Source organism: Nostoc sp. (assembly GCF_036919575.1).
Classification (GTDB): domain Bacteria; phylum Cyanobacteriota; class Cyanobacteriia; order Cyanobacteriales; family Nostocaceae; genus Nostoc.
In genome coordinates this window covers 272286-297414 of sequence record NZ_JBALBY010000010.1, presented here as the reverse complement: position 1 = coordinate 297414, position 25129 = coordinate 272286, and the positions used below count along the sequence as shown (strand labels likewise).

Here is a 25129-nt window from a genome sequence, read left to right as displayed (position 1 = left end):
CACAAAGCTCTAAGGTTCATTCACAAAGCTCTGAGGTTCATTCACAAAGCTCTGAGGTTCATTCACAAAGCTCTGAGGTTCATTCACAAAGCTCTGAGGTTCATTCACGAAGCTAAAAGGCTCGTTAACGGAGTTGCATCTCATTGCGGCTCTGCCGCAAGTCTTGAGGCGGAGCCTCTCGGAATGCATTCCCAGTCGGAGACTGGGAACGAGGCAAAATGCATTAGTTATTCTCCCCACTCCCCACTCCCCACTCCCCACTCCCCACTCCCCACTAACTATTAACTCTTAAACTGGGCAGAGGAGATGATTGATGCTGCTTAAAATCGGCAAACTCACAGATTGAATTAAATGGACAAAAGCGGCAGTGAGAGCCAGGATTGGCAGGGAAAATTTTACTGAAATTACTGGTTTCATCCTGATATTTTTGCAAATCGTGCTGGTGCTTGTGGGCAACATTAGCTAACTCAAATTTTAAGGATTCTAATTCACTATTATTAATACTAATTAACTCAGATTTTTTACATATTTCCAAATTATAAAATGATGCAACAGCTTTTCGTCCAGGGTAAAGATAACGAGCAGCTAGTAAATAAACTAATGCCTGTCGTCGGTCAAAAGCCGACTTACCAGTTTTGAAATCTAAAATATGTAAAGTGCTATCAGACTCAATGAAAACGCAGTCCATAGCCGCATATAAGCGAAAGCAATAATCTTCTTGTTCAATTAAAATCGCTTTAGGAAAGCCTTCATCACCCGGAGTTAATTGGATAATATCTTTATCCAAAAGCAACGGAGCATCGTGATATTTTTTCAAAATTTGCAGCACGCGTTGCTGAACTTGCTCGCTGGAGTTAGCTAATTTAAGTAGCTGTGCAACTCTTTCCACACCATCTGATTGCTTTAACAGATGCCTGTGATGATGAAACTCATAAATGCCTTTTTGGGCAAGTATGCCAATTTGCTGGGATGCGGTGGCTTGCGTCAACAGCGCTTTGACTTGTGGTTCGTGTTGCCGCGCTTTGATAAACCCCCGTCTCATCTGGCAATGCCAGCGTTCTTGCCCAGTCGCTGGGGCAACTAGAGACCAAAGGTGATAACTGGCAAAAGGTCGATCGGGGGTTGACATTGCTCAGAAACAGTGAGAGAAAATACGGTAGGGAGAAGTTTCAGTTAAGGCTTCCTTAGAAAAGAACTTCGGGAAATACTTGCTGCTACACACGCTTTGCGCGAAGCTTTTATACTACTGATAATGTACAGGAGCAAGTGGCAAAAATGTCCAGCAAGATAAAATTTGGCACTGATGGATGGCGAGGGATTATTGCCGATGACTTTACTTTCCTGAATGTGCGGAAAGTGACAAGGGCGATCGCCACTTATTTGGAAACAGCCTATACGAAAACCAGACCAGTACTTATTGCCTACGATACTCGCTTTTTAGCTGACGAGTTTGCCCAAACAGCAGCTAAAGTACTGGCAGACTTGGGTTGGACTGTCAAAATTACTGATCGAGATTGCCCCACACCAGTAATTGCTTACAATGCCCGTCACCTAAATTCTGCTGGGGCGTTAATGTTTACTGCTAGCCATAATCCAGCACCCTACTGTGGAATTAAATATATACCCGATTATGCTGGGCCTGCCACTCCAGAGATTACTGATACTATTGTGGCAAATATAGAAAGTGCATCGGATGAGTTGCCTCTTAGCAGCCCATCAGGTTCAATTTCAATTTTTGATCCGAAACCTGATTACCTACAATTTATCTACACTCTACTTGATGTAGAAAAAATCAGAAGCTCTAATTTAAAGGTAAAGTACGATGCGCTCTATTCTACTTCTCGCGGCTATTTAGATGAAGTTTTGCTTCATTGTGGCGTTCAGTTAGAAAGTTTCCACGATTGGCGGGATGTTTTATTTGGGGGTGGAATGCCAGAACCCAAAGGAGAACAATTAGTTGAGTTAGTGGAAGCAGTACTTCACGATCGCGCTGATTTGGGTTTGGCGACAGATGGAGATGGCGATCGCTTCGGGATCGTTGATGAACAAGGAACTGTTCTCACTCCAAATACTGTGCTGTTAGTTCTAGCACGTCATTTAATCAAAAATAAAGGTAAAACTGGTGCCATAGTTCGCACTGTGGCTACAACTCACCTGCTGGATAATTTCGCGGCTAAAAATGGGCTGCAAATTTATGAAACAGCAGTCGGTTTTAAATACATCGGCGAAAAAATGCGCGAAACTGCTGTATTAATTGGTGGTGAAGAATCAGGCGGTTTGAGTATTATTGGGCATATTCCCGAAAAAGACGGGATATTAGCGAATATGCTGGTGGCGGAAGCGATCGCCTATGAAGGTAAACCTTTGAGTCAGCTGGTTAAGGAAGCGATCGCTGAAGCCGATGGTCCACTTTACAATAACCGCCTTGACTTGCACCTCACAGAGGCGCACAAAACCGCCGTCATCGACTCCTTTACCAAAAATCCACCTATAGAGGTAGCAGGAATTAAAGTCAAGGAAGTGGGGCGTAAAGACGGTATTAAGCTCTATTTAGAAGAGGGTAGCTGGGTTTTACTGCGTCCTTCCGGTACAGAACCACTGGTGCGCGTCTATTTAGAAACCAACACTCCCGAAAAACTCACCCAAATCGCGCAAGAGTTAGAGAGGGCGATTGCTAAACTAAAGGCATAAGGGTTAAGAGTTAAGAGTTAGGAGTTAAGAGTTAGGAGTTAGCAGTTAGGAGTTAACAATTCTTAACTTCTAGCTCCTAAGTTGATGTGCAGCTAAATTGTATAACACGAAAACCCAAAAATATTGTAGTGCGGGCAACATGAGCGCGTCGAATATACAAATTAAATACGCAACAGCTTATTAAGAGTTATGAATTCTAATTTAATAACTCCTAACTCCTAACTTTTATTTTCACCCCTAACTTTTATTAAAATATGAAAACTTTCGCTCCTTTTTTGACATCTCTAGTTGTAGCAGTTTGGGTAATAGCGATCGCAATTATTTCAATTCAAAATGCCACACCCGTATCGTTAAAATTCTTAACATTCCAATCGATTCAGATACCAATGGGTTTAGTGCTAGCTTTTAGTGCTGGTATAGGGTTAATTGGTATGGCACTGCTACAACCTCTCTGGGGACTTGCTGGTATTGGGCAGGGTAATTCTCGATTGGAAGACGACGCGGAATTTTTTGTTGACGATGAAGATTTTTGAGGCTTGAATAGCTGTGCAGTACCAAAACATTATTGCGATCGAACCAGGAAAACGAGGTGGTAAGCCTTGTATTCGAGGGATGCGAATTACTGTATACGATGTTTTATCTTATCTTGCCTCTGGCATGACCTACGAGGAATTACTTGATGACTTTCCTTATTTGACACAAGAGGATATTTTGGCTTGCCTAAGTTATGCGGCTGATCGAGAACGGCAAATGCTGACAATGCAAGCGTGAAGTTATTGTTTGACAAAAATCCAAATTTGGGAGTTTTGACACTGTATTAGATTTAGAAACTATGGAAACTGAGTATGATTTTAGTCAGGGCAAGCGGGGAGCGATTGAATCAACACCAACAGGCAAAACTCGAATTACAATTCGCCTAGATGATGAAGTACTAGCATGGTTTCGTGACCAAGTTCACGCAGCAGGTGGGGGAAATTACCAAACTTTGATTAACGATGCTTTGTGTGAGTATATTCAGCAGCGCCGTGAACCGTTAGAAGAGACATGACGGCGAGTATTGCGGGAGGAACTTGAACGAATCGGAAAATGAGGATATTTTGGTTTGCTTAAGAGGTTGTTTTAAAAGTGTTTCGCTGTGACTTTAGGCACTTTTAGATCCCCCCTAACCCCCCTTAAAAAGGGGGGAACCAGAATCAAAGTCCCCCAATTTATCGGGGGATTTAGGGGGATCTAAAACTATTTGATACCGACAATAGGACTTTTCAAACATCCTCTAAGCTATGCAGTTGATCGAGAACGACTATGAGCGCAACTTATACAGCAGATTTTAATTTGTGGATTGAACAGACAGCCCAACTATTGCGATCGCACCTCTGGGATGAAGTTGATCTAGAATATCTGATTGAAGAGGTTGAAGGCTTGGGCAAAAGTGAACGGCGGGCTATTGCCAGTCAACTAATTCGCTTGCTGTTGCATCTGCTCAAGTGGCAATATCAACCCCAGCGTCGCTCAGATAGTTGGCTGGATTCTATCACCGATTCTCGCACCCAAATTGAGTTAGCCATAGAAGATAGTCCTAGTCTTAAGAGCTATCCTACAGAGCAACTTCAGGAAAGTTATCAAAGGGCGCGTCGCCAAGCAGCCCAGCAAACGGGGATGTTAATTTCCGTGTTTCCAGAAGAGTGTCCATATTCTTTAGAGTTAGTGTTGGATGAAGACTGGCTACCGGAAACAAGCGATATTTGATAATTGTAATTGTGACTGTGTGGTATGAAGCGCACAACGCAGCCACTTAATATGTATTGGTGAGTTTTGCAAAAGTCGCTTTTACTTCTTCATCACTAGCAAAGTCTTCAGAATCCGCTTCAGAAATTCCCTTTTGAATCTCCTCGATTTGCCACTGATACATCTCTAGATAAGCGGCTACCGCCTCATTAAGTACGTAGCTGCGATCGCGGTTTATTCTGGCTGCAATCGCATCAAGTGCAGCTTTGCGATCGCTATCTATCCGAAACGTAATATTTTCTTTGCTCATCGTTCTGTTGCTATCAGGTGGTAAGTGGTAGTCCTCTAACTTCGGACATGACTTCTCTTATAGCCTTATAGGCATCGCTTATTGACATTTTACCTGTTTCAACAAGCTCTATAATTTTTTGAGCATCTTCAGCACTAATCAAATCAAGTTTTAATGGTTCTTTCAAGAAGCTGTAGAGCTGAGTTTTGTCCTTTTCACTGATATCAAATTGTCTTTCCTTTGCTTCAATTTCTCGCAGTTGATCTCTCAACTGTCTAAGCATTTCTTCTCGTTTACCTTCATGATGGGTTCCGTCTATCAGAAACCGCTTCGCACCAAAAATAGCTGCTCCACCCAATAGCGCAGCCCCAGCAATAATGGCCACTGGAGCGGCTACTGGTATGGTTACTAATCCAAACAGAATAGAGGCTGTTGTTCCACCGAATGCGAATGCAGCCGCACCTGCACCCACAGCACCAACGCCAATGGCTCCAATGTCTGTTAGGAAGGTAAGCCGATCACTAGGGTTATTCTCTAGCCGCTCAATAGCTTTTAGCATATCTTCTTTGCGGCGCTTATTTTCTGTCATAAAAGCTCTAAACAGTGTGTATTAAAGATGGTTAGGAAAAGGCTAGTTCATGAGAAAGTGCGTTCAGAACATCAGCTAGAAGTTTAAAAAACTCACTCGCAACTTCAACAATATTTTGAGCTACACCTTTGAATTGCTTGTCTAGTACATGTCCAAGAACTGCCCCAGCAAGCACAATACCAATTCCCAAGGCTCTGGCTACAGGCTCTAAGAAATGCCCCAACCACGGAATTGAAACAATCCAGTTGTAGATAACTGCGCTCACAACAGCAGCGATCCCAGCACCTGCAACCAGAAAAGGATGCGTCTTAACAAACTCGACAATTTTGAACAGCAATACTTTACCAATTGCAATAACTTTTTTACCGATCTTTATGGTGTGCCTAACAAGGTCGTGTAATCTTGTTACAACTTCTTCAGGTAAACCCATGTCTTGGAGGTATTCGTAAAAGTCACTGCTTTTAATTGCCCCTGCTTCTGCATTCCACAGAGTTATTTTCAAGTTTGCTTGTGCTGCGGATAATTTTTCACTTGCCATGAGAATCCTCGATTCGATACTTGTAAAGTTTAGATATTAATCAAGCTAGCCTCTTTGAGTGAAAATTTAACACCGTGTAACTACGAATTCTGATTATTACACTAGCTTGAATCAATAGTGTATGCCACGAATTAGGTAACAAGTACGCCCGGTTATCACTGTAAATTAACGTAACTAACTCAATATTTATATATTTTTGATTTATGTGATCGCCCTTATCTTCAACAAAAACTTTAATGCAATGGACAAGCGATCGGCTTGACGCTAAAATACTAGTCGCAATCTTGTAGAGATGATTAGCGATGAAAATTAAAGCAGTTATCTGGGAAGAAGACGGTGTGTGGTGTGGTTCTGTACCTGCTTTACCAGGATGTCACACTTGGGGAGACAGCTACGAAAATCTATTAGAAATGCTACAAGATGCGATTCAAGGTTGGTTGGAAGTTGCCAGCCAACGGGAAGATCAGCTTGATTTAGCATCCTTATCGTTACATTACGCGGCTTCAATTTTCCCTGAAAGCGTAGAATAATTAGCAGGTATTTTTGACAGCAGCATAACAGCTATGACTAACTTACTTGAACAAGCGATCGCACTAGTGAAACAGCTTCCTGAAACTGAGTTGTAAGCGCGTAGGCGTAGCCCGTGGTAGACATCGCTTGCCATGACAAAATTTAATGAATCTATGACAAACTTTCTGGATCAACACCAAGCCCCTTCAACCTTTCCACTAACATTTTCACCTGTTGTTCTGCTTCCACACGTCGCTGTTCTTCAAAAGCTGCGCGTTCTTCCGCTTCCCTGATGCGTTCTTCTGGTGTCAGTAATCTTTGCCCTTGTTCGTCATACCAGTACAGCCATTCCCGCACGATACCTTGATAAATTCCCCGTTCTCCCCCAATTCCTAAACCAATCTCTGGTAGCCAAACGGGATTTCCTGACATTAAAATATATTCCCCATCAACTAGGTGATACACCTCCAAAGGTGGATTTTTACGACGCAGGGGACTATATACAACGTAGTACAAAATTCCTAATTCTTTGGCATAAAATTCTTTCTTGGTGCTGTATTCTTCCCGATATATTTGGGAAACAACTTCTAGTGCTAAAATTGGCGGTTTATTTTCTTCCCACAGCACATAACTTAGGTGTAAGTCCTCATCAATAAAGCGTTTAACTCCTAAGCTGAGAAACCCATCAGGGACAATTGCTGGTTTATCTGGGTGATAATAAATACCCATATCAACACCAAAGAACCAATCCCAGCGATCGCACCAAACCAAAGCCAGTATCGTCTTCAGCAAGCCGGGAATTAAATTTTGTAGTTCATTATCCACAGCAGTATCATCTGAGTCGGGTAGTTCTTCGGAAGATGGCAAACAATGCAACGGATTGTAGTTTAACATGAGCGGTTTTACCAAATTTGATTGTACCTTGATTGTAGGAAATGTATCGATAATTAAGTAGATATACAAGGGTAAAATGATTGCAGATTCCAGTATCCACATTAATCCGACAAAAATCAGCCTCTTGGATAAATATGACCAATATTAGCGATGTCTACGACGGCCTACGCCTACGCGCTGATTTTGATAGCCCTTGGAAAGAAATTATAGAAGCTTATTTTCCCCAAGCAATGCATTTCTTTTTTCCAGAAACTTCTGCATTAATTGATTGGGAACGTCCCTACGAATTTCTCGATAAAGAATTTCAACAAATAGCTCGTGAAGCCGAACAAGGTAAGCGATATGCCGATCAATTAGTCAAAGTTTGGCAAATCCAAGGGGAAGAACTTTGGTTATTAATCCATGTTGAAATTCAGGCACAAAAAGAAGATAACTTTAGCAAGCGGATGTTTACTTACAACTTTCGCATATTTGACCGCTTTGATCAACCAGCAATCAGCCTTGCAATTCTCTGTGATCCAAACCGCGAATGGCGGCCAAGCAATTACAGTTACAATTATCCTAATACTCGCTTAAATTTTGAATTTGGCAGTGTTAAACTTTTGGATTACGAAAATCGCTTTCAGGAGTTAGAAAATAGCGATAATCCATTTGCAACTGTCGTCATGGCGCATTTGAAAACGCAGCAGACACGCTCATCACCCGAACAACGCAAAATATGGAAGTTTAGCTTAATTCGCAGGCTCTATGATTTGGGTTTAGGAGAGCAGGATATTCGTAATCTGTATCGATTTATCGATTGGGTTATGATATTACCAAAGGCATTGGAAAATCAGTTTTGGGAAGAGTTTAAACAATTTGAGCAGGAGCGGACTATGAGATATATAACGACAGGTGAGCGCATCGGCTACGAGCGCGGCAAACAAGAAGGTAAACAAGAAGGTGAACTAGAAGGTGAACAAAAAGGTGAACAACGGCTTATTTTAAGGTTACTACAAAGACGAGTGGGAGAATTATCACCAGAATTGCAAGAGCGCATCAAATCTCTGTCTTTAAATCAATTAGAAACCCTTGGCGAAGCTTTGTTAGATTTTACTGCTATGGAAGATTTGCTTAACTGGTTGCAAACAAATCAATCAGCTTAAAATCTAGGGCAGTTTAATTTGATAGAAAATTATTACCCAAGTTGGCTTTCTCAAGAGCTTATTAATAATTGCTTACCTTGGCAGGAAGGCAAAAATATGAGTTTTGGAAATTTTAATGAACAATATACATTACATGATTCTTGTTGGATAGGTATTTTCTATAACATTGGATATGAACAAGCCATAACTTTAGCTATTGACTGGGATTCTGTTTGGTTGCCTGATGAAATAAAAAAAGTATTACCGTCGGTGAACTCTATATTTTCATCCGATTAACGGGTGTTGAACAGATAAGTACGGCTAATTATATTGAGATTGGAAATATTTCTAGAATAATAGGGAGTTGCGAATTTGAAAAGATAGAGGGCAAGAAGTTTTTGGCTATTGATGATGTGTTTGGAGGACAAATTAATATTGTCTATAAAGGTGAGGAAACCTTCTTGGCATTAGATAAAAATAGAAGGATTTTGAACATTTAAACTAGAAAATTCATTAAGCGATCGCCTCCAAGCAATGTACATCAAAAAAGGGCAGGTATAAAACCCGCCCTCAAAGTAATCAATATTTAAACTAAACTAAACTAAACTAGCGATCGCAACTAATTACCGATTTGAGGCGCACTCAAAGAAACCTTTAGCGTTTCTTCTTTTTGCTGTGTTAATGTCGGCACAGAATTACGCAATCTTGCTGTCAATTGTACAGTTGTAGTGTCGTACATCTGAGTCAGCAATTTCGGATAGAAACCAATACCAATAATTGGCACTAACAAACAGGCAATGATAAATACTTCACGGGGTTCGGCATCTATCAAAGCTTGGTGAGAAACTAATTCCTTGTTCTCTTCTCCGTAGAAAATTTCCCGCAACATCGACAGCAGATAAATCGGAGTTAAAATCACTCCCACTGCCATCAAAAACACCACAATGACTTTGAACGTAGAACTATAAGCATCGCTGGTTGCAAAGCCCACAAATACCATTAATTCTGCCACAAAACCGCTCATCCCTGGTAATGCCAAAGAAGCCATTGAACAGGTGGTGAACATGGCGAAAATCTTCGGCATTCTCTTAGCGACACCGCCCATTTCATCCAACATCAGGGTGTGTGTGCGATCGTAAGTTGCGCCGACGAGGAAGAACAAACTCGCCCCAATTAAGCCGTGGGAAACCATTTGCAATACTGCCCCACTCAATCCCAAATCGGTGAAGGAGGCAATACCAATCATGACAAAGCCCATGTGAGAAATTGAGGAGTAGGCAATTTTTCGCTTCAGGTTACGCTGGGCAAAGGATGTTAAGGCAGCGTAGATGATATTAACTACCCCCAAAACTACCAATACTGGCGCAAAGAAAGCGTGGGCATCGGGGAGCATTTGGGCGTTCATCCGAATTAAGGCGTAACCGCCCATTTTCAGGAGAATACCTGCCAATAACATGTGTACTGGCGCTGTAGCTTCACCGTGGGCATCAGGTAGCCAAGTATGCAAGGGAATTATCGGCAACTTGACGGCGTAGGCAATTAGGAAGCCAGCATAAAGTGCAAGTTGGAAATTGAGGGCGAAATCTTTAAGGGCGAGCGATCGCATGTCGAACGTCACCGTATCGCCGTAAAATCCCATTGTCAGGGCAGACAGCAAAATAAACAGCGAACCACCGGCGGTGTATAAAATAAACTTGGTCGCTGCATATTGCCGCCTTTTGCCTCCCCAAATCGACAGCAGGAAGTATATCGGCACAAGTTCCAGTTCCCACACCAGGAAAAATAACAGCATATCCTGGACGGCGAACACGGCAATCTGACCGCCATACATCGCCAAAATCAAGAAGTAAAATAGCTTCGGCTTGAAGGTAACTGGCCAAGCTGCTAAAATCGCCAGCGTGGTAATGAATCCAGTCAAAATAATTAGCGGCATGGACAAGCCATCTGCCCCTACTGACCAATTCAAATCCAGTTGGGGTACCCAGGGGTAACTCTCCACCAACTGCAAATCTGGATTGGAGAAATCATACCCAGTAGAAAAAGCATAAACAATCAGTGCAAAATCTATCAGCCCTACGATGAGGGAGTACCAGCGCACTGTTTTGCCTTCTTTGTCAGGGATGATGGGAAGAAGTAGCGACGCCGCTATCGGAAACAGAATAATCGTCGTCAGCCACGGAAAATTAGCTGTATTCATCACAATTTGTCTGCTATCAAAATCATGTTTGGCAAAAAGTCACTAGTAATTAACTAACAGCTTTTTGGTGATTTAGTCTTCCTCGTTAGGTTGATTTAATTAAATTGGCAATTCCCGATTTTTTCTCTTGGGAGTCTCTTTTGACACTTAGGGGTGCGGAATGTGGGTTCTGATACTCCCAGTCAAGTTAAAATCTACCCTAAAATTATAGTTTAGCGGTGCGATCGCGTAGTCAAACCCATCGCTAAAGCAGAAACGCCAATAAGAAAACTAAGCTGCATATCTAATAATCTCTAATTCTGCTCCATTATTAATAGCTGACTCTGCTTTTTGTAAAACCTGTTCGGTAACTGCATCACTTAAATAATATTCACCGCAGTTATCACAAATTTCTGCTGGAACTTTTTTTAAGACAATAATACATTCATCTCTTTCTAACGTCACAGTCACTAAACCTGGTTTAGTTTCTCCATGTTTACAAATTACACATTTCATCATCTTTGTCTCCTAGTTGTAAAATCATCTAACCAAATATTAGTATCAGGAATATAAGCTGTTACTATATATCCTGTATCTGTAGCTTCATTGTAGGAAAATACAACATGAATCGGTTTACCTTCTATAAAATCCAATATTAGATAACTGGGGTAGGGTGTATCATCAGGATTTTCTTATATCACTTCTCCATAAGAAATTGCAGTTTTTACTTCTTTTTGACTGATGCGGCGATAAAACATTTGTTGGATAGCATGACGGGAGAAAACTAGATTTTGACAATACATCAATTATTTTTTTAATTATGCGGGTTTCCCGACTTGAGCGTTAGCGTAGCGTCACTGGCGTTGTGTTAGCACAGAGAGTACGACACCCAACCCTAGATAATCGTGCGTTACGAACTTCGTTCTAACACACCCTACATACTAAGCTGATGTGCAGCTAAATTGTATAATACGAAAACGTAAAATTATTATTGTAGTGCGGGCATCTTGCCCGCGTCGCATATACAAATTAAATATGCAACAGCTTAGGCTAGAATTTTAACGATGCGATCGCGTAGCCTCCCGCATCGCTATAAATACATGATGCTGTTTGGTGGTTGTTCAAAAAAGGCTGACAGGAGAAATAACCATAATGATAATCGCACAAATTAAAAGTCAGATTCGTTATGTCACCAACGTAAATGGAGAAACAACAGATGTACTCGTCCCTGTAGAACTTTGGCAACAGCTGATGAGTTCCATAAGTTCTGATAACGTCAGTGGTTTAGCTTGGATTGATGAACAAGAGCCAAAAGCACAAATATTAGCCGATTTGCAAGAGTCCGTGCTACAAGCAGCAGTAGGACAAACTTTCCCAGTTTCAGAGCTTTGGGACGATATCGAAGCCTAGAATAAGAAAACTAAGCTGCATATCTAATAATCTCCAATTCTGCTCCATTATTAACAGCTAATTCTGCTTTTTATAAAACTTTTACACTTTGTCAATGAATCTTTAGCTCTTATTCGATACTTTCAGGTATCATGGATTTTGAGTGAGCTTAAGCAATTGCTATGACGAAGAAGTGGATTCTGTATAGTAAAGAAGATAGGCAAGTTAAATGGCCTACTTGCATTAATAAGTTGTCGCCTGTTAAAAATAAAAATCCACTAGAGGGAGAATCGCTCGCCGAACTAAGAGAGGCACACACTTGGACAGATACATTCGATGAAATGATCCTTTCAATTCGGTCAGTTTCAATTCTAGGAAAATGTAGTACGGCAAAATACTTAGAATGTCCAAACATACCCGATCATCATAGAGAAAATGCTAAAGATTTTACTAGACCTTATAGAGAGCATCCATCAAAGTATTTCGATAATATTGGACAGTATTACTGGGTAGATTTTGATATTATTACTTCAGATAAATTGACAATGAAATTACGAATGGTTGTCAATGTAGGTGACGCTGATTGTCATGATGGTCAGTGGGGAGAAGTTTGGCAGCGCAATACGGGAAAGCCTGTTGCACAAATATTGAGTACTGGTGACATGGAAACGACAGTGCAAACCAGTTCAAGTGAATTGGCCAAGCTTGTGCGTTTTATAATCGAAATCGTACTGTTTTACTCTTAGCGTTGATATCGATATAATCAAAGTCTCCGGTCTAACATAACCAAATTATTTCATACAATAATATTGTAAAGATGCACGAACTCGTCGAAACACTTCTTCAGCAGGAATACCAGTAATTTGATTGGTGTTCATAGCTTCATCACGCTTTTCAGCCTCTTCAGCCCAACTAGCTGCAATTTCTTGATCTATTTCACTTTCTTGACCCAATTGTTCAAGTAATCGTGCCAATAAAATCACTTGAGAATCTTTTGGAAGTGCAAGAACTTCGGCTTCAAGCTGTTCAAGGGTCATAGTGAGTACCTAAACTCTCTAGTACAGTACCTCTTATTTTACTGGAAGTACATAAAACCTCAGCAGTGTTAACTGTTGAGGAATTCAAGCTAAAAAAAAGGAGTCTAAATCAGACTCTTAAAAAAACTTAGGGGCGGGCGATCGCCAGAACTGTAGTGATTACCCAATCTCACATCGTCGCCCGTTTTACTAACCGCCTGCGTAGCGGAACGCCGCCCATTGCGAATTGTTTTAATTCCAGTCGAGTAGAAAAATGTGGTTTTGTATCAGATATTGTTACAGTTTGCCCTCAACAGGTTTGCAAAATGTTTTTAGCTTGCTTGCAGTCGTTTGGGTAACTCTGTTTCAATCTCTTCTGCTGATATTTTTACTCGTCCTGGAACTGCCCGTAACATATCTACATATTTGTGAAAGGCTTCAATATCTTGAGGGTTACGGCGTACATATAATAGTAGTTCTTGGCGCGTCATTCCTTCAAAATTTGATTCCGTCATAGGTTAATCCCCCATCTATCTCGATTTCTATTTCTATTGTCTCTTCAACAATAATGTAGATGCAACGTGTTCGTTCATCTAACCGAGTCATGTTAATTGCTTTTAACAGATTACTAGTTTGTACGCATACTCGGTATAGCGATTTAAGTTGAGCTATTGTTGGTTCCATTAATTTCTTCAATTTTTAGCCGGAATCAAAAACCACGTTATATGAATCACATCTGCGGAATGTGGGTTTAATTGCTGACTATTCGCCAAAAAAAAGGAGTCTAAATTAGGCTCCTAAAAAACTTGGGGTGAAAGGGCGGTTAGAAACCGCATCTACATAGGCAAAACCCACCTTTGTGGGTTAAGAAACCTTTATTTTCTCTTAGTCCGCGCAGGCGGACTTTGTTTGTGTAGCCGCGAATTCTATTCGCCAGGGCTACACAAATCAGGTGACACCAAAGACAATCACTAAGCCCAAAACCGCCCCAAACACAATCAAGGCATAGAATTGAGCGCGACCGCTTTCTAGGTACTTCAGACCTTCACCACTGACAAGGGTGAAAAAGCCCGTTAGGTTAACAGCACCATCTACAACGCGGAAGTCAACTTCCATCACTTGTCTAGCTAGGCGACGCAAACCGACAACAAAAACCCGATGGTAAATGTCATCAAAGTACCACTTGTTGAGAGATAACTCGTAAAGTGGTTGGATTTTAGCAGCGATCGCAGCCGGGTCAATCTTCCCTCGCAAATACATCAGCGAAGCTAAGGTAATCGCAATCAAAGAAATTCCCACTGAGGCACCCGCCATAATGTAGAATTCCGTCGGATTGAACTCGGCAGCCTTTTCTATAACTTCGGTGAGAGTTTCGCTAGGAGGAAAGATAAACTCTTCAAAATAATTGGCGTAAGGAGTTCCCACCAAACCAATCAAAATTGAAGGCACTGCCAACAGTGCCAACGGTAGAGTCATTGTCCACGGCGACTCATGAGGAGAATCGCTATGATGCCCGTGGGAGTCATGGGACTCATAGTGTTCACCAGTTGCCGCTAATTCTCCTTTTTTCATCGCCCCAGGCCCAAAATTCGGGACTGGTTCTTCTGACTCTAATTCCAGGACAATTGTCGCCGCCGCCTTCTTGAGTTTTTGCTTGATTTTCTCGTCATTACCTCGGAATTCGCCTTCAAATGTCGAGAAATACATTCTAAACATATAGAAAGCGGTAATCCCGGCAGTTAACCAGCCAATCAACCAGAGGAGTGGGTTAGCCTCAAAAGCCTTCCCCAGAATTTCATCTTTTGACCAGAAGCCAGCAAAGGGCGGAATACCAGAAATTGCCAAGCAACCAATCAAGAAGGTAATTGCCGTCACGGGCATATACTTCCGTAGACTCCCCATCAAGCGCATATCTTGCGCTAAGGCGGGGTCGTGACCAACAACACCTTCCATGCCGTGAATTACTGAACCTGAACCCAAGAACAGCATCGCCTTGAAATAGGCGTGGGTCATCAGGTGAAATAGTCCAGCACTGTAAGCACCGATTCCCATTGCCATCACCATGTAACCAAGTTGGGAAATGGTGGAGTAAGCCAAGCCCTTCTTAATATCGTTTTGGGTAATGGCAATGCTTGCCCCCAAAAATGCGGTAAACGCCCCAGTAAAAGCAATCACGTTCATTGCTGCTGGAACGTGTTCAAATACTGGGTACATCCGGGCAATCAGGAAAACACCTGCTGCCACCATTGTTGCTGCATGGATTAAGGCAGAAATTGGGGTGGGGCCTTCCATCGCATCTGGTAGCCAGACGTGCAGGGGGAATTGGGCAGATTTGGCAACTGGCCCTAAGAAAACTAAAATCGCAAACAGGACAGCGAGAAAATTGCTGATCGAGCCTGATTGTACCAGTTGGGACAGGCGATCGCCGATGACATCAAATTCAAAGCTTCCTGTTGCCCAAAACAGCCCCAAAATGCCGAGTAATAGACCAAAGTCACCCACGCGGTTGGTCACAAATGCTTTTTGAGCTGCATCGGCTGCTGACTTGCGATCGTACCAAAAGCCGACCAGCAAGTAAGAACACATCCCCACCAATTCCCAGAAGATATAAATCTGTACGATGTTGGGGCTGAGTACCAGACCTAACATTGAAGAGCCAAACAAACTGAGATAAGCATAAAACCGCACGTAACCGGGATCGTGAGCCATGTAGCCATCGGTGTAAACCATGACTAAGAAGGCGACCGTTGTCACAATCACCAGCATTAGGGCTGTCAGGTGGTCAATAGTGTAGCCCATGTTCAGGTGAAAATTACCTGCTGCTGCCCACTCCAAGGTGCGGATATAAGTCGCGTGTCCTTGAATTTGACTCCACAACAAGGCAAGCGACAACCCCATACCTGCTCCCATTAAGGAGATAATCACCACAGCGTTAAGCTGCCGTAGGCGGTTTGTCACCTGATTCAACGAGATTAACCCTAGACCGACCAGCATTGCCCCAAAAAGAGGTAATACCGGAATCAGCCAGGCATACTGATAGATTACTTCCATCACTGACGCCTACTTTTATAATTCTTAACTAGCGTGTCGGAACTGTTAATAATTGTGACACACACCCTTTAGGATAAAATAACCCACCCAATGACCTTTGGGTGGGGTGTTAAGCATGGTTTTAGATTTGGTCATTGGTCATTTGTCATTTGTCATTGGTCATTTGTCATTTGTCATTGGTCATTTGTCCCATGCCCCATGCCCCATGCCCCATGCCCCATGCCCAATAATACCCATCAGGCTGACCGATACTCTAAGCCCACTGTTTTTGAACTTTTGTAGATTTTGGGGCAACTGCTGTAGCTGGCTTTAATCTCTTCTAAAGCTAGACGTAAATCTTCTCTGCCGCGAAAGCATTCCAAGCGATCGCGAATAATGCCATTTTCAATCAATAGTAAAGTGGGTAGTGATTTTAGCCTATAAGTAGTGGACAATTTAAAATTTTGATCGGCGTTAACCCCAACTAATTTAATTTCCTCCCCGCATTGGGTTTGAAATTCCAACAACAGTGGGTGGATAATCCGACACAAGCCACACCAAGGTGCTTCAAAATTAACTAAAACAGGAATAGGAGATTCTAAAACTTCTTGAGTAAATGTCTGCTCACTAACCGACAACACCATGACACCTCTTGGATTATAAGGTTTTTATATCAAACTACCTATCGGCACCCAATTAAGTAGTGCTGAGTTCTGAGTCCTGTTAGCGGTAGCTAGGGTTTAGCCCGTGCTGAGTAGAAATCCATAACTAAAGTTAGGGGATTGAATGAGGAACTCGTTTCTTTTTCTTTTAGACAGGACTTACGCAAACAATAGCCGAAACCCTTATTTTCAGGTTGGGGCAATTCATGAATTGCCCGTACAGCTTGTACTTTTGCGTAAGTCCTATTAGAGTCAAGTGGGGGCGCTTTCAGGAACCAAATCTCAGGACAGAGAATAATTAATTAGGCAAAAATTGAGCGCGTTGATGTGTCTCTGATAAAAAAGCCAGCGCGACTTTCACGGTGGCTTTTTTGGAATGTTTAACTCCTGATTGCCGTCTTTACCTGGGAATTTGACTGAATCTGCCACTTATTCCCAAGGAAAAGCAACTGACCAACAACTACCAATCTAAAATCTTAAGCTGAGTGAACAGACCTCCACTGATTGATGTTTGAACCTATCCTACATTGATTTGGGGGCAATTGATAAGCTGAAATCTCATTTATTTGGGATTTTCTGCTGACACTGGGGATCACCTAAAATTACCATCCTATATTACTAGTTGCTTCCAGTAACAGAGGGTGCGACCACCAAAACAAAGCGATAACAATGGCAACTCCCAAATAGGCAGGGCGGAGAAATTCCTGCCATTTGATAGATTGACGTCCGTCGATAATTGCTTTGAAGGGAATAATTGAAGTCCGTTGTTTGGCAATTTCAAAGGCTTCTCCATAGCGATGCCAGAGGCGGCGATCGCCGTGCCAAACCCCAAACAAGTGATGCAACACCAATCCAATGGAAGTTACAAGGGTAAAGGTAGTACCCAGCCAGAGAGTATGGGCAACACACCAAATTATTTGTCCCACCATCTGGGGATGACGGGTAATCCGAATAATTCCTGTTTCGTAAAGATGAACTTGGGGCTTTTGAATAGCAGCAATTTCTAGTAGATTGAAGGTAGCAGGATATAAAAACAAAAACGAGATCGCTGACAGCAGCCAAACAAGTTCTCGCACTCCTAGCACCCCTTGTACCTGCCAAAGTTGCAAACCATCATAGCGGTGCCCAAAAAAGTAAATAATTAATATCACAGCCAACGGTAGGCTAACTAATGCAAAGAGAATACGATAAAGCCTTGGTCCAATGTATTTTTCGGCCCTTGGACGCAAAGCAGCGCCTCCACTGTGAGCGATCGCAAAAGCTATTTGTAACCCCAGTATGACAAAATGACTAGGTGTCAACCAAGAAATCAGCAGCATATACACGAGTGAAATAATTTAAAGAAAATGGAACTCAGTACAACCCATACCACAAAGTATTCAAAAGGAGACTTTAGTCCAAATATTGTGCTAATGTCTTTTTCGAGTCAAGCCTTCAAGTTTAATATGCAAGAAATCATGACTGGCTAATTGCTGTCACTCAAGATTTGTTGTGTGCATCCGCTCCTTTTAAAGTTTGTGGTTTGAGCCTTATGTCTGACCTTCCTTTCACTTTAGATCAGTTACGTATTTTAAAAGCGATCGCTCAAGAAGGTAGCTTCAAGCGTGCCGCCGATAGTCTTTACGTCTCCCAACCTGCCGTCAGCTTGCAAGTTCAAAATCTCGAACGGCAGTTAGATGTCCCCTTATTCGACCGTGGAGGACGACGCGCCCAATTAACCGAAGCCGGACATCTACTCCTCAGCTACGGTGAAAAAATCCTCAGTCTGTGTCAGGAAACCTGCCGCGCGATCGAGGATTTACAAAATCTCCAAGGCGGTACTTTGATTGTCGGTGCTTCTCAAACTACCGGCACTTATCTTTTGCCCAGAATGATCGGGATGTTCCGACAAAAATATCCAGATGTGGCAGTGCAATTACACGTCCACTCCACTAGGCGGACTGCTTGGAGTGTCGCTAACGGACAAGTTGATCTGGCAATTATCGGCGGTGAAATTCCTGGTGAACTATCAGAATCTTTAGAGGTTATTCCTTACGCTGAAGACGAACTAGCGCTGATTCTACCTATCTTTCATCCCTTTGCCAAACTTGAAAAAATCCACAAAGAAGACCTATATAAATTACAATTCATTGCCCTAGATTCTCAATCGACTATCCGCAAAGTAATTGACCAAGTGCTATCACGCTGTGAAATTGATACCAGGCGTTTTAAGATTGAAATGGAATTGAATTCCATTGAAGCAATTAAAAATGCTGTGCAATCTGGTTTGGGGGCTGCCTTTGTCTCAACTAGTGCGATCGCTAAAGAGTTACAAATGGGCGTTCTCCACTGTGCCAACATTGAAGGCGTTGTCGTCAAACGAACACTGTGGCTGATTTTTAATCCTAATCGTTATAGATCCAAGGCCGCAGAAGCTTTTAGTCGGGAAATTTTACCCCAGTTTGCTAACCCTGGATGGAATCAAGATGTGTTAATATTGGCACAAAAAAACATAGTGATAAATACCTTGGATGGAGCAACGGCCATCTCATCCGGCGAAGGCTAAAATCAGGTCACAAATAATTCGTAATTCGTAATTCGTAATTATTAACCTATCGGTGTTCCTGCCGGGTGTCATAGGCAAGCGGGGCGTTTGACACCAGGATAAACTTTTCTGTTCTTGATGATTGAAGAAGAATGCAGAATCCATAATTCAGAATTCAGCAATCTTTCAGTCGGGGATTGGGACCCGCCACTACGAAAGTTGACCAGCAAATCTACGATTTTGTGAGGATCTTAAACCCGGTTATTCATCCGCTTTTTCGGTTACGAATACCTAACATGAATTCTGACGACTGGCGCCAATATTGCTGTTCGATAAATTTAGTTGGTCTGTAACCTGAACTAATTACGAATTACGTTAGCGAATTGTCTCCCTACAGCCCTTCGGGCATCCTACGGCAGGCGTTAGCCTCTCCCTTTGGGAGAAGGGGAGACGCAATCATGCGAACGAGCGTCATTATCAATTACGAATTATTTTGAATAGTGACTAATCACGAAAATGGAAGTTTACTGCACTCGTCCACGTTGTCCACGCCCAAAAAACTATTTTGTCGATTTAGATGATATTACGACGCTGAGAACAATGCAGCAGAAGTACTGTACTACCTGCGGTATGCCACTGATGCTAGATGGTCGATATGTGACAACGAAGCTGCTGGGAAGGGGTGGGTTTGGAGCAGCATTTTTGGCACGCGATCGCCGGATACCAGGAATGCGTCAATGCGTAGTTAAGCAGTTTCAACCAGCAGGAAATCTAAGCTCAACTCAATTGCAACAAGCACAGGTGATGTTTGAGAGAGAGGCAGAAGTTTTAGCACAACTTGGTAACGACCATGAGCAAATTCCTGACTTGTTTGCCTTCTTTCCAGTGATAGTTAATAGCTTGCAACCAGGAGAGCAAGACCAATTTTTTTACTTGGCACAAGAATACATTGATGGGCAAAACTTAGAGGAAGAATTAGTTCAAAATGGTAAATTCTCGGAACAGCAAGTTATGGAGGTGCTGCAAGAAATCCTGAAGGTGCTAAAGTTTGTCCATCACAGAGGCATTATCCATAGAGACATCAAACCTTCTAATATAATGCGTCGTCGTGATGGTAAACTTTTCTTACTAGATTTTGGCGCAGTCAAGCAAGTAACAAACGCTGCACTTGGTTCTGCGGCATCTTCCACAGGAATTTATTCTATGGGATTTGCACCGCCGGAACAGATGGCTGGGGGTCAAGTATTCCCATCTACAGACTTATACGCGTTGGCTGTAACTCTTATTACTTTGTTAACAAATCAGGAAGCAGTTCAACTATTTGATGCTTATAGTAACCAGTGGAAATGGCGATCGCAAGTGACTATTAACCCTCACCTTGCTGACATTTTAGAAAAGATGCTGCTACCTGCTCCCAATCAGCGCTTTCAATCAGCCCAGGAGGTTATAGATGCACTGAACTCACAGGCGGCTCAAGCCACTACACAGCTTAATTCGCCTTCTGTAACACTTCCGCCACAACCACCCAAAGGTTCTAGTCCCGTCGTCCCGCGCCGTCCATCAACTCAACCAGCGTTTTCCACACTGGAATTATTAGGTGGGGCGGCATTTAGTGGATTTGAGGGTGCATTGATTGCGATCGCGCTCTTGAGTCTCATAAAATCACCAATACCGACTTTGATTATTTCCGCCCTGATTTTAGGTATACTAATTTTTGCTCAAACCAGGCGGTGGATTGAAAAGTTCGATTTATTAATTATTCCGACAATTAGTTTAATTATTATTTTTTTTGTCTCCTTTTTACAAGGGGGTCTTGGTATTCAGACAGTAGTTGTTTTAGCAGTTGCAGCAGGCTTAATAGCCATTTCACTAACAGCCGTATTTCGACTTATTTATAAATTATTATCTCTCTTACTTTAAAAAAACTCCTGCTGCTAACAGCCACCTATGTCTCAGAAAAACGAAACACTTAGTCTTTTCTTAGCCGTTGTCATCACTATTGGCTTAATCTTTGGTGGCTTATGGTTTTTTATGGAACGGTGGGTGCAATTAAGTGGAACTGTTCCTAAACCTTCGGAAACTGGCAACACAAGTAATCCCCTAAACCAGTTTGTCAACAAATGTAACGTGGCAAATCTCCCAGAGGGGACATTCAACTATGGTGGTAGTACAACCTGGGCACCCATCCGTAAAGAGGCAGACTCCGTACTGCAAAACCTTTGCCCTCGCTTTGTTTTACGCTACACTCAACCTCCATCAGGTGAACCCGGATCTGGAACTGGGATTCGGATGTTGATAGATAATCAACTAGCTTTTTCTCAATCTTCTCGCTCAGTTAAAGCTGAAGAAAATACAGAAGCTAAACAAAAAGGATTTAGTTTGAAAGAAATTCCGGTGGCGATTGATGGAATTGCGATCGCAGTTAACCGCAATCTCAACATCCCTGGCTTAACTGTCGCCCAACTCAAAAACATCTACACAGGCAAGATTACCAACTGGCAAGAAGTCGGGGGGCCAAATTTACCAATTACAGTCTACTCTCGCAGCAAAGAAGCTGGGGGTACAGCAGAATTCTTTGTCGAAAATGTTTTAAATAAAGAGAATTTTGGTGCCAACGTTAGTTATATTGGCACGACCACTGAAGCAGTACGAAAAGTAGCTGCAAGTCCTGGCGGAATTTACTATGCTTCTGCCCCAGAGGTTGTACCCCAGTGTACGATTAAGTCTATACCACTAGGGCGCATAAGCGGTCAATTTGTGCCTCCATACCAAGAACCCTTTATACCTCCATCTGAATGCCCCACTAAACGTAATCAGCTGAATAGTCAAGCATTTCGTAGTGGAGACTATGCAATTACCCGCAATTTATTTGTCATCGTTAAACAAAATGGTCAAACAGATCAGCAAGCAGGTGAAGCTTATGCAAATTGGCTGCTGACACCTCAAGGTCAAGAACTGATCGAAAAGGCTGGATTTGTTAGACTTAAATGATCAAAATAGTTAGATTTAGGGACTTCCAAATAAAAAAACATCCCAAAACTGATGCGAAAACCCTCTCTATTTCTCCTCTCTCTGTGTACTCTGTGTCTGGGGTGGTTCGTTTCTTTGGATAATTTAATAAACTAGGACTTACGCATGAGTTACGGAATAACGAACCGCAGAGGCGCAGAGTACACAGAGAAATCAGAGTTTCAGAGATATTTTGCGTAAGTCCTATAAACATTTTTATTTTATTCAAATTTGTTCATGTCACAAAAGAATGAAACCAAAATTTTAGCCTTGGCCTTGCTGCTGACAGTTGGAATAGTTGGCGGTGGTGTGTGGTGGTTTACTAATGGCTCTGGGGTCAAAATTGGTAATACCATCATTCCAAATCAGGAGACAGGTAGCAATTCATCCTTACAAGACCGGATTAGTTTTGGGGAAAAATCCTTGACTCCGGGTGACATTTCTCCAGTTAAAAAAGCGGGAGTACAGGCGATCGCTGCTAAAAGTTATGATCAGGCGATCGCTAATTTCACAGCTGCCCTAAAACTCAACCGTAACGATCCAGAAGCATTGATCTTTCTTAACAATGCCCGAATCAAATCTTCAAAGAGCTACACTATTGTGGCTTCTGTACCAATAGGCACTGACCCCAATACTTCTTTAGAAGTTTTACGTGGTATCGCTCAAGCCCAAAATGAAATTAATACCTCTGGAGGAGTCAAAGGAGTGCCGTTGAAGGTAGGGATAGCTAACGACAACGACAATCCAGAAATAGCCAAGCAAATCGCTTCGGGCCTAGTCAGTAATCCAGAAGTATTAGGTGTAGTTGGGCCGATTACTAGCGATTCCACCTTAGCCGCAGGTACTATTTATACTTCTGGGCAACTTGTAGCAATTTCCCCTACCAGCACATCTGTAAAAATTTCTAACTTTAGCCGCTACGTTTTTCGCACGGTTCCCAGTGATTTTATCGCTGCTAGAAGTTTGGCTAACTATATGGTGAAAACCTTGCAGAAAAAAAATGCAGCAGTTTTCTTTAATTCTCAGAGTAACTATAGCCAGTCTTTAAAGTCTGAGTTTGTTTCATCTGTTTTACTGGAGGGTGGACAGGTATCCAGCGAATTTGACTTATCCAAGGTGGATTTTAGTGCGGCTAAAAGTGTAGAAGAAGCAACTAAACAAGGTGCAGAAGTGTTGATGTTAGCTGCTAACACTGAAACTTTGGATAAAGCGCTGCAAGTAGTTCAGATTAACCAGAAACGGTTAATTCTGCTCTCTGGAGATGATGTTTACACCACCAAAACTTTAGAAATTGGTAGACAGCAAGCTGAGGGGATGATAGTAGCAGTTCCCTGGCATATTGATGGCGATCCCAAGTCAAATTTTCCCCAGAGATCTCGGCAGTTGTGGGGCGCTGATGTGAGTTGGCGAAGCGCCCTCAGCGATGATGCCACTGTAGCTTTGATTGCGGCATTAGAACGCAATCCCACGCGATCTGGAGTCCAAGAAGCACTAACTTCCTCTGACTTCTCTGCCACTGGCGCTTCTGGTACAATTCGGTTTTTAGCATCAGGCGATCGCAATGCGCCAGTCCAACTTGTAAAAATCGTTCCTGGCTCTCGTTCCCGCACTGGTTATGACTTTGAACCAGTGCGATAATCAGCAATAAAAAATTAAAAATTAACCAATAGTTAACCTGGAAAAACTCTCAACATGGGAAATTCAGCTTTATGGGCAATACTTTCGCTTTCTTTATGAGTATTCCCATAGAGCAAACCTAAGATTTTACACGCTTGTTTTTGCCTGATGGCAAAAAACTGAGCCAATAAAATCCTTTATGGTTAGTGAGAAATCCGGGTAATACTACCCTGATACCATTTCTTTGTGAGGCTGCGCCAAATTTTCTTTCTTTCTTTCTTTCTTTCTTTCTTTGTGTCCTTTGCGCCCTTTGCGGTTCGTTCCTCATATATAGCGGTTCTCAATTGCATGGAATACAGACCACTCGTAGGGGCACAGCATTGCTGTGCCCCTACCATGTATTGCATCCAAACGAGAACTGCTATAGTTTGGCGCATCTTCATGCAGAATTGGTATGACTATTTAATAAACTTTGCCTTTCCTTAACTTGTCATTAATTTTCACGTAACAAAATACAGAAGTGGGGATTTTTAGCAGATGGTGAGGTAGTGCAGTCTTGAGGTTTTTTCAAGTGAGTAACTGCCGAACCCAGACAGCTAATGGACAAGTAGTGTAATATCTTGTCCCTTGTGGGGAAAATCAAGAATTAAGAGCAAAATTATGCTGAATTTAACACCTTTAAAAAGGTTATCGCAAGCAACCGCAGTACTTGGTTTCGCTATGCTTGCAGTTATTGGCACAGATACTGCTCAGGCTGTCAATTTGAAAACATTTAATATTTCGGGAAATTTTGCTCCTACACCTCTTGATGGTTCAGTAGGGCTACCTGTGAATTTAGCAAATGGTTCTTTTAATGGGACTTACACAGTAGATGTGGATCAATTACCCGCTTCTAGTTCTTTTGTAGATTTGACAAGTTGGACTATCAACTTAGTCAATGATAATACTATTTTACGAACATTATCCAACAGTTTGGCTGGCAATACAGCTTACATTCAAGAGAACATACTTGCTTTTGCAGACGCAGGCTTATTGAGAGGAGAAAATAATAACTTGTACAGTTTGGAACTGTATTCTGATAGCAATTTCACAGGTACGGGTAGTACCAATGATGGAAAATTTTTGGACAACAGCGACCTTGGAAGTGTCCAAAGCTCCGGTATTACTGCCGTTACTTTCGCTAAAAGTGAGCCTGTTCCTGAACCTCGAACTTTTGCGGGAGCAGCAGTTGTTGCTACTATCGGTTTCTGGCTGAGAAGAAAGCAAAAAGCTTAAATAGCGGCATAATTTTGCTTTTGCTCAACGGGATTAAGTTTTTGCGAATTTCGGAACCAATAAAGCACAGC

The 25129-nt window shown here is 42.2% G+C and carries 29 protein-coding genes and 1 pseudogene; 16 read left to right on the top strand and 14 right to left on the bottom strand.

What is annotated here, in order from left to right; translation table 11 throughout:
- A partial coding sequence (locus V7K27_RS04400) for a hypothetical protein (RefSeq protein WP_334944674.1) occupies positions 1–285 on the top strand: 285 nt, incomplete at its 5' end.
- On the opposite strand, the gene V7K27_RS04395 is transcribed toward V7K27_RS04400, so the two are convergent.
- Complete coding sequence (locus tag V7K27_RS04395; protein WP_334944672.1) at positions 275–1129, bottom strand: PD-(D/E)XK nuclease family protein; 855 nt, start codon at positions 1127–1129, stop codon at positions 275–277. The genes V7K27_RS04400 and V7K27_RS04395 overlap by 11 nt on opposite strands.
- Positions 1130–1275: 146 nt before the next feature.
- On the opposite strand from V7K27_RS04395, the gene V7K27_RS04390 reads away from it, so the two are divergent.
- The 5 genes from V7K27_RS04390 (at position 1276) to V7K27_RS04370 (ending at position 4437) form a co-directional block, all read left to right on the top strand.
- Entirely contained in the window at positions 1276–2691 is a 1416-nt protein-coding gene (locus V7K27_RS04390; protein WP_334944671.1) for a phosphoglucomutase/phosphomannomutase family protein, read from the top strand.
- 254 nt (positions 2692–2945) lie between these two features.
- Positions 2946–3224: a LapA family protein gene (locus V7K27_RS04385; protein ID WP_334944669.1), complete on the top strand. Its 279-nt coding sequence runs from the start codon at positions 2946–2948 to the stop codon at positions 3222–3224.
- 13 nt (positions 3225–3237) lie between these two features.
- On the top strand, positions 3238–3462 hold the full coding sequence (locus V7K27_RS04380; protein WP_334944667.1) for a DUF433 domain-containing protein: 225 nt from the start codon (positions 3238–3240) through the stop codon (positions 3460–3462).
- Positions 3463–3523: 61 nt separating this feature from the next.
- A complete protein-coding gene (locus tag V7K27_RS04375) occupies positions 3524–3739 on the top strand; it encodes a BrnA antitoxin family protein (protein WP_334944665.1) in 216 nt (71 codons plus the stop codon).
- Positions 3740–3993: 254 nt separating this feature from the next.
- Positions 3994–4437, top strand: a complete 444-nt coding sequence (locus tag V7K27_RS04370; RefSeq protein ID WP_334944663.1) for a DUF29 domain-containing protein — start codon at positions 3994–3996, stop codon at positions 4435–4437.
- 46 nt (positions 4438–4483) lie between these two features.
- Here the strand turns inward: V7K27_RS04370 and V7K27_RS04365 are convergent, their stop codons facing one another.
- Genes V7K27_RS04365 through V7K27_RS04355 form a run of 3 tightly spaced genes read right to left on the bottom strand, consistent with a single transcriptional unit; the run spans position 4484 to position 5832 of the window.
- Entirely contained in the window at positions 4484–4726 is a 243-nt protein-coding gene (locus V7K27_RS04365) for a CopG family ribbon-helix-helix protein (protein WP_334944661.1), read from the bottom strand.
- Positions 4727–4739: 13 nt separating this feature from the next.
- A complete protein-coding gene (locus V7K27_RS04360; protein ID WP_334944659.1) occupies positions 4740–5294 on the bottom strand; it encodes a hypothetical protein in 555 nt (184 codons plus the stop codon).
- 31 nt (positions 5295–5325) lie between these two features.
- Entirely contained in the window at positions 5326–5832 is a 507-nt protein-coding gene (locus tag V7K27_RS04355) for a hypothetical protein (protein ID WP_334944658.1), read from the bottom strand.
- Positions 5833–6134: 302 nt separating this feature from the next.
- On the opposite strand from V7K27_RS04355, the gene V7K27_RS04350 reads away from it, so the two are divergent.
- Positions 6135–6362 (top strand): type II toxin-antitoxin system HicB family antitoxin, encoded by a 228-nt coding sequence (locus tag V7K27_RS04350; protein WP_334944656.1) that lies wholly within the window; start codon positions 6135–6137, stop codon positions 6360–6362.
- 151 nt (positions 6363–6513) lie between these two features.
- Here V7K27_RS04350 and V7K27_RS04345 read toward each other — a convergent pair whose 3' ends face one another.
- Complete coding sequence (locus tag V7K27_RS04345) at positions 6514–7236, bottom strand: Uma2 family endonuclease (protein ID WP_334944654.1); 723 nt, start codon at positions 7234–7236, stop codon at positions 6514–6516.
- A gap of 134 nt (positions 7237–7370) precedes the next feature.
- On the opposite strand from V7K27_RS04345, the gene V7K27_RS04340 reads away from it, so the two are divergent.
- A complete protein-coding gene (locus V7K27_RS04340; RefSeq protein WP_334944653.1) occupies positions 7371–8381 on the top strand; it encodes a DUF4351 domain-containing protein in 1011 nt (336 codons plus the stop codon).
- 18 nt (positions 8382–8399) lie between these two features.
- The gene (locus tag V7K27_RS04335; protein ID WP_334944651.1) at positions 8400–8657 is read left to right on the top strand and encodes a hypothetical protein; all 258 of its coding nucleotides are present in this window, start codon (positions 8400–8402) and stop codon (positions 8655–8657) included.
- Positions 8658–8979: 322 nt separating this feature from the next.
- Here the strand turns inward: V7K27_RS04335 and V7K27_RS04330 are convergent, their stop codons facing one another.
- The 3 genes and pseudogenes from V7K27_RS04330 to V7K27_RS04320 all read right to left on the bottom strand — a co-directional run bounded on the left by V7K27_RS04330 (position 8980) and on the right by V7K27_RS04320 (position 11339).
- Positions 8980–10557: an NAD(P)H-quinone oxidoreductase subunit 4 gene (locus V7K27_RS04330; RefSeq protein WP_334944649.1), complete on the bottom strand. Its 1578-nt coding sequence runs from the start codon at positions 10555–10557 to the stop codon at positions 8980–8982.
- Positions 10558–10827: 270 nt separating this feature from the next.
- The gene (locus tag V7K27_RS04325; RefSeq protein WP_334944647.1) at positions 10828–11055 is read right to left on the bottom strand and encodes a type II toxin-antitoxin system MqsA family antitoxin; all 228 of its coding nucleotides are present in this window, start codon (positions 11053–11055) and stop codon (positions 10828–10830) included.
- A pseudogene (locus V7K27_RS04320) lies at positions 11052–11339 on the bottom strand (DUF4258 domain-containing protein). The gene V7K27_RS04325 and the pseudogene V7K27_RS04320 overlap by 4 nt, the downstream one beginning before the upstream one ends.
- A gap of 349 nt (positions 11340–11688) precedes the next feature.
- Between V7K27_RS04320 and V7K27_RS04315 the strand changes: the two are divergent.
- Both V7K27_RS04315 and V7K27_RS04310 read left to right on the top strand, forming a co-directional pair.
- Complete coding sequence (locus V7K27_RS04315; protein WP_334944645.1) at positions 11689–11946, top strand: hypothetical protein; 258 nt, start codon at positions 11689–11691, stop codon at positions 11944–11946.
- 161 nt (positions 11947–12107) lie between these two features.
- Positions 12108–12671, top strand: a complete 564-nt coding sequence (locus V7K27_RS04310; RefSeq protein WP_334944643.1) for a hypothetical protein — start codon at positions 12108–12110, stop codon at positions 12669–12671.
- Positions 12672–12716: 45 nt separating this feature from the next.
- On the opposite strand, the gene V7K27_RS04305 is transcribed toward V7K27_RS04310, so the two are convergent.
- From V7K27_RS04305 to V7K27_RS04280, 6 genes are all read right to left on the bottom strand, one after another.
- Positions 12717–12962, bottom strand: coding sequence for an addiction module protein (locus tag V7K27_RS04305; RefSeq protein WP_334944641.1), 246 nt, complete (start codon positions 12960–12962; stop codon positions 12717–12719).
- A 311-nt stretch (positions 12963–13273) separates the two neighbouring features.
- Complete coding sequence (locus V7K27_RS04300; protein ID WP_334944639.1) at positions 13274–13456, bottom strand: DUF6887 family protein; 183 nt, start codon at positions 13454–13456, stop codon at positions 13274–13276.
- A complete protein-coding gene (locus V7K27_RS04295; RefSeq protein WP_334944637.1) occupies positions 13437–13625 on the bottom strand; it encodes a DUF6888 family protein in 189 nt (62 codons plus the stop codon). The genes V7K27_RS04300 and V7K27_RS04295 overlap by 20 nt, the downstream gene beginning before the upstream one ends.
- Before the next feature lie 264 nt (positions 13626–13889).
- On the bottom strand, positions 13890–15992 hold the full coding sequence (locus tag V7K27_RS04290) for an NAD(P)H-quinone oxidoreductase subunit 5 (RefSeq protein WP_334944635.1): 2103 nt from the start codon (positions 15990–15992) through the stop codon (positions 13890–13892).
- 236 nt (positions 15993–16228) lie between these two features.
- Positions 16229–16615 (bottom strand): thioredoxin family protein, encoded by a 387-nt coding sequence (locus tag V7K27_RS04285; RefSeq protein WP_334944633.1) that lies wholly within the window; start codon positions 16613–16615, stop codon positions 16229–16231.
- 620 nt (positions 16616–17235) lie between these two features.
- Complete coding sequence (locus tag V7K27_RS04280; protein WP_334944632.1) at positions 17236–17952, bottom strand: NnrU family protein; 717 nt, start codon at positions 17950–17952, stop codon at positions 17236–17238.
- 212 nt (positions 17953–18164) lie between these two features.
- On the opposite strand from V7K27_RS04280, the gene V7K27_RS04275 reads away from it, so the two are divergent.
- The 5 genes from V7K27_RS04275 to V7K27_RS04255 all read left to right on the top strand — a co-directional run bounded on the left by V7K27_RS04275 (position 18165) and on the right by V7K27_RS04255 (position 25058).
- A complete protein-coding gene (locus tag V7K27_RS04275; protein ID WP_334944630.1) occupies positions 18165–19178 on the top strand; it encodes a LysR family transcriptional regulator in 1014 nt (337 codons plus the stop codon).
- Positions 19179–19673: 495 nt separating this feature from the next.
- Positions 19674–21077 carry a serine/threonine-protein kinase gene (locus tag V7K27_RS04270; protein ID WP_334944628.1) on the top strand — a complete coding sequence of 468 codons (1404 nt, stop codon included), beginning with the start codon at positions 19674–19676 and terminating at the stop codon, positions 21075–21077.
- Between the two features lie 27 nt (positions 21078–21104).
- Positions 21105–22148, top strand: coding sequence for a phosphate ABC transporter substrate-binding protein (locus tag V7K27_RS04265; protein WP_334944626.1), 1044 nt, complete (start codon positions 21105–21107; stop codon positions 22146–22148).
- A gap of 255 nt (positions 22149–22403) precedes the next feature.
- The gene (locus V7K27_RS04260) at positions 22404–23804 is read left to right on the top strand and encodes an ABC transporter substrate-binding protein (protein WP_334944625.1); all 1401 of its coding nucleotides are present in this window, start codon (positions 22404–22406) and stop codon (positions 23802–23804) included.
- Positions 23805–24443: 639 nt separating this feature from the next.
- Complete coding sequence (locus V7K27_RS04255; protein ID WP_334944623.1) at positions 24444–25058, top strand: PEP-CTERM sorting domain-containing protein; 615 nt, start codon at positions 24444–24446, stop codon at positions 25056–25058.
- The last annotated feature ends 71 nt before the right edge of the window (positions 25059–25129 follow it).